Source organism: Massilia aurea, assembly GCF_014200505.1.
Classification (GTDB): Bacteria; Pseudomonadota; Gammaproteobacteria; order Burkholderiales; family Burkholderiaceae_D; genus Telluria; species Telluria aurea_B.
In genome coordinates, this window is sequence record NZ_JACHBX010000003.1 from 615,073 (window position 1) to 629,719 (window position 14,647).

Consider the following 14,647-nt stretch of genomic DNA (forward strand, 5'->3'; position numbering starts at 1 on the left):
TGCCCCACCTGAGCAATAGTCCATTCACGAAACGTAACATTTTGGAGAGACACATGTTTGCAATCCCTGAGCAGTTTTCGACCGCCACCAAGACCAGCCTGGAGTCGCAGTTCGCCCTGTTTTCGTCGCTGACGTCGAAGACGTTCGAAAGCATGGAAAAACTGGTCGCCCTGAACATCAGCACCGCGCGCGCCAGCCTCGAAGAATCGTCGGCCCTCACCAGCAAGCTGCTGAGCGCCAAGGATCCACAAGAGTTCTTCTCGCTGGCCGCCACCCAGGCGCAGCCAAACGCTGAAAAAGCCATGGCCTACAGCCGTCAACTGGCGTCGATCGCCAGCGGCACCGGCGCTGAGTTCTCGAAAGCAGCCGAAAGCCAGATCGTCGAAGCCAACCGCAAGGTGATTTCGCTGGTCGATGAAGTGAGCAAGAATGCACCGGCCGGTTCGGAGAACTTCGTCGCCGCCGTCAAGACCGCCATCAGCAACGCCAATGCCGGTTACGAGCAGTTCAGCAAGACCTCGAAGCAGGCTGTCGAAGCCATCGAAACCAATGTGAACGCTGCCGTGTCGCAATTCTCGGCCAACGCTGCCAAGGCGACCAACTCCGCAGCAGCGGCTGCTGCGTAATACTGCAGCATCACTGATCGGTAAAAAAATGGCCGGGGCGCGCAAGCGTCCCGGCCATTCTTACGTGCGCACCGGTTATTCGCCCAGATACGCCGCCTGCACGCGCGGATCGGTCAGCATGTCGCGCGCATTGCCGGTCATGGTGACCTCGCCCGACTCCATCACATAGCCGCGGTGCGCGGCCTGCAGCGCCAGCTTGGCATTCTGCTCGACCAGCAAGATCGTGATGCCCTGCTGGGATACATCGCGGATCACCTCGAAGATCTTTTCGACCATGATCGGCGACAGGCCCATCGATGGCTCGTCGAGCAAGAGCAGCGTCGGATGGCACATCAGCGCGCGCGCCATCGCCAGCATCTGCTGCTCGCCGCCCGAGAGCGTCCCGGCCAGCTGGCTGGCGCGTTCCTTCAGGCGCGGAAATACGCTGTACCACTTTTCGATATCGGCGTCGATGCCGGCCTTGTCATCGCGCGTGTAAGCGCCCATCAACAGGTTTTCGTGAATCGACATGCGGGTGAACACGCCCCGCCCTTCCGGCACCATCGCCAGCTTTTGCTGGACCATGCGGAACGACTGCGTGCCGCGCAGCGGTTGACCCAGATAGCTGATGTCGCCTTCGACCTTGCATGGCGGCAGTGTGCCGGTAATGGCCTTGAGCGTCGTCGTCTTGCCGGCGCCATTGGCGCCAATCAGCGTGACCAGCTCGCCCCGCGCCACCTGCAGGTCGATCCCCTTGACCGCCTTGATGCCGCCGTACGCGACCTTCAGGCCAGATACCTGCAGAATCGTTTCATTCTTCGTTGCGTCCATCAGTGCGCACCTCCCAGATAGGCGTCGATCACGGCCTGGTTCTTCTGGATCTCGGCCGGCACACCTTCGGCGATCTGCTTGCCGTATTCGAGCACCGTGATGCGGTCGCACAGGCCCATCATCAGTTTGACGTCATGCTCGATCAACAGCACGGTCTTGCCCTGCGCCTTGATCTTGACGAGAAGTTCGCGCAAGCCCAGTTTTTCGGTGGCGTTCATGCCGGCCGCGGGCTCGTCCAGCGCCAGCAATTGCGGATCCGTCGCCAGCGCGCGCGCGATTTCCAGGCGGCGCTGGTCGCCGTATGACAAGAACTTCGCCGTGCGGTTGGCAAACTGGCCAATGCCGACGAAATCGAGCAGTTCCTGGGCGCGCACGCGGATCGCCCGTTCTTCTTCACGCGCCGCCTTGTGGCGCAGGATCGCGCCGAGCACGCCCTGTTTGGTGCGCACATGACGCCCCACCATGACGTTTTCCAGCGCACTCATCTCGCCGAACAGGCGGATGTTCTGGAACGTGCGCGCGATGCCGGCCCTGGCCACGTCGTGCGGGGCCGACGGCGAGTACGCCTTGCCGGCCAGCTCGAACGTGCCGCTGTCGGGCTGGTACAGGCCCGTGATCACATTGAAGAACGTCGTCTTGCCGGCGCCATTGGGGCCGATCAGGCCATAGATCTGGCCCTGCATGATCCGGATGCCGACGTCGGTCAGTGCCTGCAGGCCGCCAAAGCGCTTGTTGACGCCGGCAATGTTCAGAATGACTTGTTCGCTCATGTGGTACTCGCTTCTTCGTCGTCACGCGCCAGCGCGGCGTTGGGCCGCTCTTCCTTGTTGGGCGACGGCCACAGGCCGGCCGGGCGCACCAGCATGATCAGCACCAGCGCCAGGCCGTAGAGCAACTGGCGCAGCACTTCGGCTTCGATGATCACCTTGCCGAACAGCGCCTGCTGGGCCGGGTCGACCACGTGACGCAGCACTTCCGGCAGGGCCGCCAGCAGCACGCCGCCCAGCACCACACCCGGGATGTGGCCGATACCGCCCAGCACCACCATGGCCAGCACGGCGATCGACTCGGTCAGCGAGAACGATTCCGGCGAAACAAACCCCTGGAAGGCGCCGAACATCGCGCCGGCCACGCCGCCGAACGAGGCGCCCATCGCAAACGCGAGCAGCTTGACGTTACGGGTATTGATGCCCATCGCCTTGGCCGCGATTTCATCTTCACGGATGGCCACCCAGGCGCGGCCCAGGCGCGAGTGCTGCAGGCGGCCCGTGATGAAGATCGACGCGATCACCAGCGCCAGGAACAGGAAGTAATACGCGTTCACCGATGGCATCGCGTAGCTGCCGATGTGCACCGTGGCGTTGGACCCCGCCTCGCCCGCCAGCGACACCCCGAAGATGCGGATCGGGTCGATCATGTTGATCCCCTGCGGCCCGTTGGTGAAGTTGATCGGGTCGTTCAGGTTGTTCATGAAGATGCGGATGATCTCGCCAAAGCCCAGCGTCACGATGGCGAGGTAGTCGCCGCGCAGTTTCAGCGTCGGGGCGCCCAGCAGCGCGCCGCACAGCGCGGCAGACAGGGCCGCCAGCGGCACGATCGCCCACAGCGACAGGTGAATGCCGTTCTGCTGGATCTCGGGGCCGAAGAACGCGACGAGCGCCTCGCCGATGGCCGGCGAGTAATAGATCACCGATTCCAGCAGCGCGGCGAACTGCGGCGACGAGAACAGGCCGACCAGGTAGGCGCCGACGGCAAAGAACGCGATATAGCCCAGGTCGAGCAGGCCGGCAAAGCCCACCACGATGTTCAGGCCAAGCGCGAGCATGATGTACAGCAGCGCGATGTCGATGATGCGCACCCATGAGTTGCCAAATTGCGCGGCAAAGAACGGGAAGATCAAGAGCAGCACCAGCACGATCGCCATGCTGGTGTAGGCCTGGCGCGGCTTGTGCTGGGTGTCGAACGTCAGGAGTGCCATGGTGTGCTCCGGTTAAGCGCGGTCGGCCACGCGTTCGCCCATGATGCCGGACGGGCGCAGGGTCAACACGAGGATCAGCACCACGAAGGCGAAGATGTCCTGGTAGTGGCTGCCGAGGAAGCCACCGGTCAGGTCGCCGATATAGCCGGCGCCCAGCGCTTCGATAATGCCCAGCACGAGGCCACCGATCATGGCGCCATAGATATTGCCGATCCCGCCCAGCACCGCGGCGCAGAACGCCTTCAGGCCCGGCAGCACGCCCATCGTGAACGTGATCGAGGCGTAGTTGGCACCCCACATCACGCCGGCCACGGCGGCGAGCGCCGCGCCAATGGCGAAGGTGGCGACAATCACGCGGTTCGTATCGATGCCCATCAGGCCGGCCACGCGCGGGTTTTCGGCGACGGCGCGCATCGCGCGGCCCATCCGCGTGCGCTCGACCAGCAGCACCAGGCTGCCCATCGCCAGCGCGGACAGCACCAGCAGCAAGACCTGGGTCTGCGAAATCATGGCGCCGCCAATCATGATCGGTTCGGACGACAGCAACTGCGGGAACGGCAACGGGCTGCGGCCCCAGATCATCATTGCGAAGGTTTGCAGCAGGATCGAGATGCCGATGGCCGTGATCAACGGCGCCAGGCGCGGCGCATTGCGCAGTCGGCGGTAGGCAATGCGTTCGATCAGGATATTGACCAGCATGGTGACGGGAATGGCGCCGAGGATCGCCAGCGCCAGCTGTACATAGCCAGGCAGGCCAGGCACATACGCTTCGAGCAATTGCAGGATGGTCAGGCCGATCATTGCGCCGATCATCAACACGTCGCCGTGGGCGAAGTTGATCAGGTTGAGGACGCCGTACACCATCGTGTAGCCGAGCGCGACCAGCGCATACATACTGCCGAGCACGAGCCCGTTCAGTAGTTGTTGGATAAAGGTTTCCATCGTTCCGCCTGTTGTGCAATAACAAAAAACGGCACGCCGGGGTATCCCGACGTGCCGCTCAAGGTCTGAAGCTGCTGCTTTACCGTTGTCTGCGGTCAAACGACGCGCTGGTTAGCGCACCATTACGACAAATCCGAGCGCCGTCATCATAGCTTGGCTGATGGAAAACTAACAACGGTAAATGGCGGCAGTAGCAAATTTTGTTTTCTGCCAGAACGAAAAATAATGTTCAGCTTTCCGCCTTGAAGGCGACCTGCCGAACGCCGTCCAGACCCTTCGGCAGCGGGAATGTGACGTTCTCTTCGACGCCTTCGAGGGCGCGCACACTGGCCGCGCCCAGTTGCTTGAGGCGGTCGATCACGGCTTGCACCAGTACCTCGGGCGCCGACGCGCCGGCGGTGACGCCGATGCGTTTCTTGCCGGCAATCCAGGTCGGATCGATGGCGGCGGCATTGTCGACCATATAGGCAGGTGTGCCCATCTTGTCGGCCACTTCGCGCAGGCGGTTCGAGTTCGAGCTGTTCGGGCTACCGACGACGATCACCACTTCGACCTGCGGCGCGAGGAACTTGACGGCTTCCTGGCGGTTGGTGGTGGCGTAGCAGATGTCGCCCTTCTTCGGCTCGATGATGTTCGGGAAGCGCACCTTGAGCGCCTCGATGATGTCGGCCGTGTCGTCGACCGACAACGTGGTTTGCGACACATATGCCAGCAGGTCAGGGTTACGCACCTGCAGGTTATCGACATCGGCGACCGTCTCGACCAGGTGCATGCCTTCTTCGGCCTGGCCCATCGTCCCTTCGACTTCCGGGTGGCCGTCGTGGCCGATCATGATGATCTCGGCGCCGAGTTTGCGCATCTTGGCCACTTCGACGTGCACCTTGGTGACCAACGGGCAGGTGGCGTCGAAGATCGTCAGGCCGCGCGCTTCGGCATCGGCCCGCACCGCTTTCGAGACGCCATGGGCCGAGAACACCAGCGTGTTGCCCGGCGGGACGTCTTCGAGCTGTTCGATGAAGATCGCGCCCTTGGTGCGCAGGTCGGCCACCACGTACGCGTTGTGGACGATCTCGTGGCGCACATAGATCGGGGCGCCGAATTGGGTCAGGGCGCGCTCGACGATTTCGATGGCGCGGTCCACGCCGGCGCAAAAGCCGCGCGGCTGGGCAAGCAGAATTTCGTTTTCCATAGTCTTCCTTTACAGCACCGAAATCAGTTTCACTTCGAACTGGAGCGCCCGGCCAGCCATCGGGTGGTTGAAGTCGAACAGGGCCGAGTCATCGCGCATGTCAAGCAGCACGCCGGCAAACCGGCCGCCCTTCGGCGCATTGAATTCGACCACTTCGCCGACCAGATAGTCAGCGCCCGGCACCGAATTTTCTTCCAGGGTCGCTTTCGACACCGACTGGATCAGTTCAGGGTTACGTTCACCGAACGCTTCCTGCGCGGTGAGCTCGAAGGTCTGGTGCGTGCCTTCGGGCAGGCCGATCAGGCGCTCTTCGAGGAATGGCGCGAGCTGGCCCTGGCCGAGCAACAGTGTCGCCGGCGTGCCATTGAAGGTGGTGATCACATCAGAACCACCGGCAACAGCCAGGCGGTAATGCAGTGTCAGGTACGAGGATTCATTGACGACAGGAGCAGCGTTGGCCATGTTCTTTGCGACGTTTCGTATGAGTGCGGGCAGCCCCGGTGGGGCAAACCGCTATTGTAAGCCACGCGCGCGGCTTGCGCCCGGGCTGCCTCTTTTTTTGGCGAGGAATCACGATGGGAATTTGTGACTGGCCCGAGCAGGACCGCCCCCGCGAGCGCTTGCTGCGCGACGGCCCGGGAGCATTGTCCGACACCGAATTGCTGGCGATCTTCCTGCGCGTGGGTGTGGCCGGGAAAAGCGCCGTGACGCTGGCCGGCGATACCCTCACCCACTTCGGTTCACTGCAGCGGCTGCTGCATGCCGATGCCGGCGAGTTCGGGCAGCTGCACGGGCTCGGGCCGGCCAAGTATGCGCAGCTGCAGGCGGCGCTCGAACTGGCGCGGCGCGCGGTGGCCGAGCAATTCCGGCGCGAGGCGCTGTGTTCGCCCGAAGCCGTGCGGCACTATCTGCGCAGCCACTTCGCGCTGCGCACGCATGAATCGTTCATCGTGCTGTTTCTGGATGTGAAAAATCGCCTGATCAATTGCGATGAAATGTTCCGGGGCACGCTTACGCATACCAGTGTGTATCCCCGCGAAGTCGTCAAGGCGGCGCTGCGGCGCGATGCGGCTGCCGTGATCCTGGCGCACAACCATCCTTCGGGTGTGGCCGAGCCAAGCGACGCGGATATGCGGCTGACGAGCGCGCTTACCCAGGCGCTGTCACTGGTCGAGATCCGCGTGCTGGACCATTTCGTGGTCGCCGGCAGTCATGTGCATTCGTTTGCCGAGAATGGGCAGTTGTGACGGATTTGCTACCCGTGCGTGATGTGGCCACTGGCCTGAATTACGTCGCGTAAACAGGGGCTTACCCGTGCAGATATGCTCGAATCTGTGATTGTTAAATTTTTTAGTCAATTTAATTAACCATTGTTTTTCGCAAGTGATTGATTCCGCTTCATTTTTCGCGCTATACTCTCGTTTTTCCAGTCCTGGAACATATTTAAGGAGTGCACTATGGCACGTGTTTGCCAAGTAACCGGCAAGGGTGTGATGGTTGGTAACAACGTCTCCCACGCTAACAACAAAACGAAGCGTCGTTTCCTGCCTAACCTGCAGAATCGTCGTATCTACGTCGAATCGGAAAACCGCTGGGTTTCGCTGCGTTTGTCGAACGCCGGCCTGCGCCTGATTGACAAGCTCGGCATCGATGCCGTGCTGGTCGACATGCGTGCTCGTGGCGAAAAAGTTTAATTAGGGAGCTATCATGGCAAAAACTGGCCGCGACAAAATCAAGCTGGAATCGACTGCAGGCACGGGTCACTTCTACACCACCACCAAGAACAAGCGCACGATGCCGGCGAAAATGGAAATTACCAAATTCGACCCTAAGGCACGTAAGCACGTGATCTACAAAGAAACCAAGATCAAGTAATTGATCCTGTTGTCTTTCAAAAAGCCGCCGGCGCAAGCCTGGCGGCTTTTTTTATGGCCGGACACTGTCCGCGTTACCATGGCGAAATGACCAGCTCGTCCCTGCCCGCCCTCTCTCCCGCCACCGACCGTCTCGACGCCCTCGATGTCCTGCGCGGCTTTGCGCTGATCGGCATCTGCATCGCCAACGTCGAATTTTTCAACCGGCCCGTGGTCGAATCCGGACAAGGCATTCCCGCCGGCCTGCACGGCCTCGACTGGCTGGTGGCGTTTCTCGTCGCGTACCTGGTCAGCGGCAAGTTCTGGACGATCTTTTCGCTGCTGTTCGGCATGGGCTTTGCGCTGATGCTCGAGCGTGCCCGCGTGGCCGGGCGGCCATTCGCGCCAACCTACGGCCGCCGGGTCGGCGTGCTGCTGGCGATCGGCTTGTTGCACCACACCTTGCTATGGAGCGGCGATATCCTGATCAGTTATGCAGCCGGCGCGCTCGCGCTAATGCTTGCCCTGCTGGCGCCGGCGCGGTTGCTCGTAATCGCCCTCATTGCCTGCATTGCGCTGCCCCAGGTTCCGGGGCTGAGCCTGTTGGGCTGGCTGCTCGCACCCGTCGTTCTGGCATCGCTGGTCGCGCTGTACCTGCGCGCGCGGCAAGCCTGGCTGTTTCCACTGGTGACGATCGGTACCGGGGCGCTGATGTCGCTGGCGGCACTGCTCGCGGCATCGGGCAGCAAGGGCGACGACACGACGATGCTGACCGCGGTGGGCGCCATTTTCACGGGCCTTGGCCTGCTCGCCTGCTGGGGCAGCCCGGCCGACCAGAAGCCGCTACGCATCGGCGTCCAGATCGTGCTGCTGACCTATTGCCTGATCGCAGTGGAGGCTGGTATGCGGCACTTTGCGCCTGCCGTTGGACAGACGACAGTCATGAGCAGCACCGCTAGCGTTAGCAGTGCTGATGACGAGTCGGTGCCCGCCGCCGATGGCCGCGTGTTGCGCTACCGGGAACAAGTCGCACGCAGCACCGAAGAACGCGTCGTGTTGACGCAGGGCAGCTACCCGGATGCAGTAGCGATGCGGTTCAGGCAGCTGGACGAACGCATGGTGGACGAAGTCGGGTTCTCGGTGTTGCTGGTGGGCGTGTTCCTGATCGGCGTCTGGTTCGTGCGATCGGGCGTGATCGCACGCGCAGCCGAGCACAAGACGCTGTACCGACGGCTGGCCATCATCGGCATCCCGCTGGGCGTCGGACTTGGCGTGCTTGGCAGCCTGATCGCGACGGGCCGGCCGCCTGGGGTCGACGATGGTGGCCATGATCTTGCCCACGCCCTGCTGTCGCTAGGCAGCTTGCCCGCTGCGCTTGGCTATATTGGCGCCGTCATGCTGATGCTGCACAGCCGTGGCGCGCTGGCACGGATCCGGCTTCTGGCACCGTTCGGACGGATGGCGCTAAGCAATTACCTGACGCAGTCACTCGTCTTTTCACTGTTGTTTTATGCCCACGGAATGGGACTGTGGGGTATAGGGCGGACGACGCAAGTAGGCATCGCGCTGGGATTGTGCGCGCTGCAGATCGGTTTGAGCCACTGGTGGCTGGCGCGTTTCCAGTACGGCCCGGTCGAATGGGTCTGGCGCGCACTGACGTATCTGACCTGGCCACCGATGCGCGGGAAGGCGTAACGGAATCCGTACGCTGGGTAGGGTGGACGGGTTCCCCGTCCACGCGTTCAATGAACCCGAATGCAACACGAAGCCAAATCGATCTGAACGCGTGGACGGCATAGCCGTCCACCCTACGGCTGATTCACAAGCGGGAGCGACCAAATGCAAAACGGCTCCCGAAGGAGCCGTTTTTTAATCCGCTGATACCGAATCAGGCATAGGTGCGCAGGCGCAGTGAAAAATCTTGCAGCGCCTTGATGCCCGACGCCTCGGCGCGATTGCACCAGTCCTGCAACTGATGCAACAACTGATCGCGGGTGTGGTGCGAACGTTCCCAGATCGCGCCAAGTTCCACGCGCATATTGTGCATGGTCTCCAGCGCTTTGCTGTGCTGGAACAGCTCGACCAGCTGCTCTTTCTGCGACAACTCCAGTTTGGCCGGTTCGCGTTGCATCAGCTTGCGCGAGCTTTTCAGGAAGCGCGTTTCCAGGCCACTTGCATGCTTGCGCTGCTCGAATTCTTCATGGAACGCATGACGCACCGATTTCGCATACTTGGCCATCACGTCGTAACGGTTGGCGATCACCGATTGCAGCGTATCGAAGTCGGCCTGGTCCTTGTTCTTGGCCAGTTTCGGCTTCGGTGCCACTTTCTTGACCTTGGCCAGTCCGACCATTTCGAGCATGCGGATATAGCCCCAGCCCAGGTCGAACTCGTACCACTTGCTCGACAGCTTGGCCGACGTGGCGTACGTGTGGTGATTGTTGTGCAGCTCTTCGCCGCCAATCAAAATGCCCCAAGGGAAGATGTTGGTCGCGGCGTCGCTGCAATCGAAATTGCGGTAGCCCCACCAGTGGCCGAGACCATTGATGATGCCTGCAGCAGTGATCGGAATCCACATCATCTGCACGGCCCACACCGACAAGCCGATGATGCCGAACAGCGCAATATTAATCACCAGCATCGCAACCACACCCATCATGCTGCGGCCGGTGTACACGTGGCGCTCCATCCAATCATCCGGGGTGCCATGACCATACTTGTCCATGGTTTCCTGAACCTTGCTCTCGGCGCGGTACAGCTCGGCGCCTTCGAACAGCACCTTGCGGATGCCGCGCGTTTGCGGGCTGTGCGGATCTTCTTCGGTGTCGCACTTGGCATGGTGCTTGCGGTGGATTGACGCCCACTCTTTCGTGACCTGACCAGTGGTCAGCCACAGCCAGAAGCGGAAGAAGTGACTTGGAATCGGATGCAGGTCAAGCGCGCGGTGCGCCTGATGGCGGTGCAGGTACACAGTGACGCTGATGATGGTGATGTGCGTAACCACCAGCGTGTACAGAACGACTTCCCATGCCGAAAAATCCAGCAGGCCGGTCGACAAGAACGACAGCACAGCGTGCAAAGTGTCGTTAAAGAAATTCATTCAGTCTCCAATGCAGGGCTTGTATGACGTCGATCAGGAAGATCGCACATGCATAACCCTTGCATTTTACGTGTTTCTACTGCCGCACGGCAGCAGCACGTCTTCAATTTTTGCCTAAATCCGCGCCAGTCTGTTTTACGCCACCTTCGGTAGCGTCTGACGCACCCTCCGGGGTGCGCGCCATCATGGACGTGATGTGCGCGTCGAGCAGGCGCGTGTCCATCGAAGGATGGCCGAGCTTGATGGCGCCCGTGTGTACCAGCGCGTAAATCTTGCGATTGACTTCCGAGATCGGCCCGCCCTGCCCGTTTTCCGGGTCGCCCAGGAAGAATCCGACTTCCAGCTCGTAGCCATCGGCAACAAACGCGGTCAGCAGCACATTCGGCGCCGGCGTCTCCAGCACGCGGTCAACGCCCTTCGGTTGCTCTTCCAGCAACGGCATCACGACCGCTAGATCGCTGTCGTACGACACGACCAGCTTGGTGACGGCGCGCACGTTCTTGTTTGTCACCGACTGGTTCAGCACCACGCCGGTGATCAGCATTTCGTTTGGCAACAGCGTCTGCGTACCGTCGGCGCTACGCAACACCGTGTAGCGCGTATTGATGCGCGAGACCTTGCCGGAATACTTGTCGAGCGTGATCGGATCGCCAATCGCCAGGCTGCGCTCGAACAGGATGATGAAACCGGACACATAATTACTGGCAATGCGCTGCATGCCCAGACCCAGACCCACACCGAGCGCGCCGCCGAACACCGACAGCACGGTCAGATCGAGCCCCGCCAGCGACAGGCTGAACAACACGGCAACGAGGATCAGCGCAGCACGGCCCACGCGCGCCAACGCGACGCGCAGCGACGAATGCATGCGCTCGACATGCATCAACCGTTCTTCGAGCGCGGCGCCGGCCCACAGCGCCAGGATCATCAGCACGACGATCGAGACGATGCCCTGCAACAGATCGAGCAGCGAGGTTTTCTTGGCCCCGACCGGCAGCATGGTCGTCTCGAGCGCGCGCAATATGTCCGGCAGGATGCCGGTCAGGTGCAGCGCTACGATAATCCAGGCCGTGAAGGCAAACACGCGTTCGAACGTCTGCAGCGCCTCGCCCACCTGGCCACGGCGCGCAAAGGCGCGGCGCAGCAGGTAGAAGAAGGTACGGATCACCGCCAGCGATACGAACAGTGGCAATGCCACGCGCAGCAGGTTCACGGTCTGGAAGTGTTCCAGGATGACCTTGCTCAGCGACAGTAGCGCGACGGTCAACAACGGCCCGAGCACCCGGGCAACGCCGCCCAGCCCGACACGCATCAAGCGGCCCTGTTCATCCCGGTTCTTGAGCAGCGAGCGCCCGATCAACCCTGCCAACCCCCAGCCCGCCGCCACACAGAAGACAAGTGCAAGCGCCTGCCACAACAGGGCCGGGTTGCGGATGTCGACAATCATGACATTCCAGAGGTCGGACAAGGGCATCGCAGGGTTCCTTATTCTTCGTCGGTTGCCGTCACATCGGCGTCAGCGTCGGCATCTGCCTTGACTGGGGCCGCCTTGACCAGCGCCTTGCGTTGCAGCACGGCGGCGAAGAAGCCGTCGGTCTGGTGCTTGTGCGGCAAGAGCTTGAGGTACTTGTCCATTTCGAGCGGAATCTTTTGCTCGGCCAGCACCTGACTCATCGGCACCAGATCGAAGTCCGGGTGCGTTGCCAGGAAGCCTTCGACAATGACGTCGTTTTCTTCATCCAGCAGGCTGCAGGTGGCATACACGAGGCGGCCACCGTTCTTGACCAGGCGCGCAGCGCCGTCCAGGATCGCGGCTTGCTTTTCCTGCATCTCGGCAATCGCGCCCAGTTGCTGACGCCACTTGACGTCCGGATTGCGGCGCAAGGTGCCCAGGCCCGAGCATGGCGCATCGACCAGCACGCGGTCGATCTTGCCAGCCAGACGCTTGACCTTGGCATCGCGCTCGTGCGCGATCAGCACCGGATGCACGTTCGACAAACCGCTGCGCGCCATGCGTGGCTTGAGTTTGGCCAGGCGCTTTTCGGACACGTCGAACGCGTACAGGCGACCGGTATTGCGCATCAGCGCGCCCAGTGCCAGCGTCTTGCCGCCAGCGCCGGCGCAGAAGTCGACCACCATCTCGCCGCGGCGTGCGCCGACGATCTGCGACAGCACCTGGCTGCCCTCGTCCTGCACTTCGATCGCGCCCTCCTTGAACAGCGGCAGATTCTGCAGCGCAGGCTTTTGCTTGACGCGCAGACCCAGCGGCGCATACGGCATCGGCTCGGCGACGATCGGCGCTTCGAGCAGCGTGGCGATAACGGCGTCGCGCTCGGCCTTGATCGAATTGACGCGCAGGTCGAGCGGCGCCGGCGTGTTGAGCACGGCGGCCAGTTGCAGGGCTTCGGCTTCGCCGAACTGGGCTACCAGCTTGTCGTACAGCCATTGCGGCAGATTGGCTTGCACCGGACCTGGCAGCAACGTGCGGTCGACTTCCTTGATGCGGGTCAGGAAGTGGGTTTCATCTTCGGTCAGGCCACCGATCGAATCGATGCCAGCCGTTTCGGCCAGGCCCAGCAGCGCCAGGCGACGCATCGATGGCGTGCTGCCATGGCCGGCGAAATCGGTGAAGAACGACTTGTTACGCAGCACCGAATACACGGCTTCGGCAATCACGCCACGCTCACGGCCGCCAAAACGCGGATTGTCTTTGAAGAAACGCGACAGGGTGACGTCGGCTGGGGAGGTAAAACGGAGAATCTCGCGCAGGACTTCTTCAGTCTTGGCGACGATCGCTGGAGGCAATCTCATGTAAATCCTTGGGTTGTAAACTGCTTACTTAAAACAATGCGTTTTAAATACTAATGGCGTCAAAGCCAGGCTCGACGATGCGCACCGCACCGTTCTCGACGACCAGACGGTCTTCAACGAACAGGCGCACCGCGCGCGGATAAAGCTTGTGTTCTTCGACCAGCAGGCGGGTAGCCAGCGTGGCTTCAGTGTCGCCCGGCAGCACGGGAATGCGTGCTTGCAAGACAGCCGGGCCGTGATCGAGTTCGGCCGTGACAAAATGGACCGTCGCGCCATGCTCGGTACAACCGGCGTCGAGCGCCTGCTGGTGCGTGTGCAGCCCAGGGAACAGCGGCAGCAGCGACGGGTGGATATTGAGCATCCGGCCTGCATAATGCTCGACGAACGGCGCCGTCAGGATGCGCATGAAACCGGCCAGCACGACCAGGTCGGGCTCGAAGACGTCGATGGTTTCCTGCAGCTTGGCGTCGAATTCGGCGCGGGTGGCGAACGACTTGCTCGGCACCACCGCAGTGGGAATGCCGCGCGCCTGCGCAAACGCCAGGCCGCCGGCTTCAGGTTTATTGCTGATGACGGCGGCGATACGGGCTGGCCAACCTTCGGCATCAAGCGCTCGCACGACCGCTTCCATATTGCTTCCGCGGCCCGAAATCAGGATCACGATATTTTTCATAGCCGGCATTGTACCGTAACGACGGGCACCAAATGCTGCCTGAAATGACGACCGCAGCCCTCGCTCAGGCGGTCGGCGGCACCGTCGCGAACGAGTAGAACACGCGGAACGGGACCTTCTTTTCGGCCCAGAATTCGGCCGCATCGCGAAATACGTCAAGCAGGTTTTCGCGCGCTTCCTTGTCGAACTTCTGGGCGCTTGGCAGCTGCTCCAGCACCACGATGAAGCCCGGCTGTGGGCCTGCTTCGTGGACAGTTTCAGTCAGGCATTTGCGCAGCGCATCGAAGTTCTTGCTGCAGGGCTTGGGGAAGTAAAATTGTTCGCCGATGCGGGCGCAGACTTGTTGCTTGGTGAGCGTATTGGCGCAATGTGCGTACAGAAAATGATGTCCGAGTTGCCCCGCCTCCTGTTGCAGATCGCCAACGTTAAACGCGCGGATCGCTTGCACAATATTCGGCGCCACTCTCATCAACAAACTCATTTTTTCCTCAAGTTGACCTGTCAATAACGCGCCATCGCGCAACCTGTCGCGACGCCATGGGGCGTTGCTGCCGCTTACCTCGCTGTCGTTGCTATACGCCAATAAGTCCATGATTTGTGTAAGGGTAACGTTTTGTGGTATTGGAAGCAACCCAAATGTGCATTGCGAATAGTCATTTGTAAGA

General features: G+C 61.5%; 16 protein-coding genes. 5 read left to right on the forward strand and 11 right to left on the reverse strand.

The window, feature by feature from the left end; all coding sequences use genetic code 11:
* The first annotated feature begins 53 nt into the window (after positions 1-53).
* Entirely contained in the window at positions 54-626 is a 573-nt protein-coding gene (phaP, locus tag HD842_RS16575) for a TIGR01841 family phasin (protein ID WP_183555822.1), read from the forward strand.
* A 75-nt stretch (positions 627-701) separates the two neighbouring features.
* Here the strand turns inward: phaP and HD842_RS16580 are convergent, their stop codons facing one another.
* From HD842_RS16580 to HD842_RS16605, 6 genes are all read right to left on the reverse strand, one after another.
* Entirely contained in the window at positions 702-1,436 is a 735-nt protein-coding gene (locus tag HD842_RS16580) for an ABC transporter ATP-binding protein (protein WP_183555823.1), read from the reverse strand.
* The gene (locus HD842_RS16585) at positions 1,436-2,206 is read right to left on the reverse strand and encodes an ABC transporter ATP-binding protein (protein ID WP_183555824.1); all 771 of its coding nucleotides are present in this window, start codon (positions 2,204-2,206) and stop codon (positions 1,436-1,438) included. The genes HD842_RS16580 and HD842_RS16585 overlap by 1 nt, the downstream gene beginning before the upstream one ends.
* Positions 2,203-3,414 carry an ABC transporter permease subunit gene (locus tag HD842_RS16590; protein ID WP_183555825.1) on the reverse strand — a complete coding sequence of 404 codons (1,212 nt, stop codon included), beginning with the start codon at positions 3,412-3,414 and terminating at the stop codon, positions 2,203-2,205. Before HD842_RS16590 ends, HD842_RS16585 begins: the two co-directional genes overlap by 4 nt.
* A gap of 12 nt (positions 3,415-3,426) precedes the next feature.
* Positions 3,427-4,356, reverse strand: a complete 930-nt coding sequence (locus HD842_RS16595; RefSeq protein WP_183555826.1) for a branched-chain amino acid ABC transporter permease — start codon at positions 4,354-4,356, stop codon at positions 3,427-3,429.
* A gap of 229 nt (positions 4,357-4,585) precedes the next feature.
* Complete coding sequence (gene ispH / locus HD842_RS16600; protein ID WP_183555827.1) at positions 4,586-5,545, reverse strand: 4-hydroxy-3-methylbut-2-enyl diphosphate reductase; 960 nt, start codon at positions 5,543-5,545, stop codon at positions 4,586-4,588.
* Between the two features lie 9 nt (positions 5,546-5,554).
* The gene (locus HD842_RS16605; RefSeq protein ID WP_183555828.1) at positions 5,555-6,007 is read right to left on the reverse strand and encodes an FKBP-type peptidyl-prolyl cis-trans isomerase; all 453 of its coding nucleotides are present in this window, start codon (positions 6,005-6,007) and stop codon (positions 5,555-5,557) included.
* Positions 6,008-6,120: 113 nt separating this feature from the next.
* On the opposite strand from HD842_RS16605, the gene radC reads away from it, so the two are divergent.
* From radC to HD842_RS16625, 4 genes are all read left to right on the forward strand, one after another.
* Entirely contained in the window at positions 6,121-6,792 is a 672-nt protein-coding gene (gene radC, locus HD842_RS16610; RefSeq protein WP_183555829.1) for a RadC family protein, read from the forward strand.
* A 210-nt stretch (positions 6,793-7,002) separates the two neighbouring features.
* A complete protein-coding gene (gene rpmB, locus HD842_RS16615) occupies positions 7,003-7,239 on the forward strand; it encodes a 50S ribosomal protein L28 (RefSeq protein ID WP_183555830.1) in 237 nt (78 codons plus the stop codon).
* A 13-nt stretch (positions 7,240-7,252) separates the two neighbouring features.
* Entirely contained in the window at positions 7,253-7,420 is a 168-nt protein-coding gene (gene rpmG, locus HD842_RS16620; RefSeq protein ID WP_005665735.1) for a 50S ribosomal protein L33, read from the forward strand.
* Positions 7,421-7,506: 86 nt separating this feature from the next.
* Positions 7,507-9,093 carry a DUF418 domain-containing protein gene (locus HD842_RS16625; protein WP_183555831.1) on the forward strand — a complete coding sequence of 529 codons (1,587 nt, stop codon included), beginning with the start codon at positions 7,507-7,509 and terminating at the stop codon, positions 9,091-9,093.
* Positions 9,094-9,286: 193 nt separating this feature from the next.
* Here the strand turns inward: HD842_RS16625 and HD842_RS16630 are convergent, their stop codons facing one another.
* The 5 genes from HD842_RS16630 to HD842_RS16650 all read right to left on the reverse strand — a co-directional run bounded on the left by HD842_RS16630 (position 9,287) and on the right by HD842_RS16650 (position 14,574).
* Positions 9,287-10,498 carry a DesA family fatty acid desaturase gene (locus HD842_RS16630; protein WP_183555832.1) on the reverse strand — a complete coding sequence of 404 codons (1,212 nt, stop codon included), beginning with the start codon at positions 10,496-10,498 and terminating at the stop codon, positions 9,287-9,289.
* A 103-nt stretch (positions 10,499-10,601) separates the two neighbouring features.
* The gene (locus tag HD842_RS16635; RefSeq protein WP_183555833.1) at positions 10,602-11,972 is read right to left on the reverse strand and encodes a mechanosensitive ion channel family protein; all 1,371 of its coding nucleotides are present in this window, start codon (positions 11,970-11,972) and stop codon (positions 10,602-10,604) included.
* An 11-nt stretch (positions 11,973-11,983) separates the two neighbouring features.
* Positions 11,984-13,309: an RsmB/NOP family class I SAM-dependent RNA methyltransferase gene (locus tag HD842_RS16640; RefSeq protein WP_229424793.1), complete on the reverse strand. Its 1,326-nt coding sequence runs from the start codon at positions 13,307-13,309 to the stop codon at positions 11,984-11,986.
* Between the two features lie 43 nt (positions 13,310-13,352).
* The gene (gene purN, locus HD842_RS16645; RefSeq protein WP_183555834.1) at positions 13,353-13,982 is read right to left on the reverse strand and encodes a phosphoribosylglycinamide formyltransferase; all 630 of its coding nucleotides are present in this window, start codon (positions 13,980-13,982) and stop codon (positions 13,353-13,355) included.
* Positions 13,983-14,046: 64 nt separating this feature from the next.
* Entirely contained in the window at positions 14,047-14,574 is a 528-nt protein-coding gene (locus HD842_RS16650) for a barstar family protein (protein ID WP_229424794.1), read from the reverse strand.
* Positions 14,575-14,647: the final 73 nt, after the last annotated feature.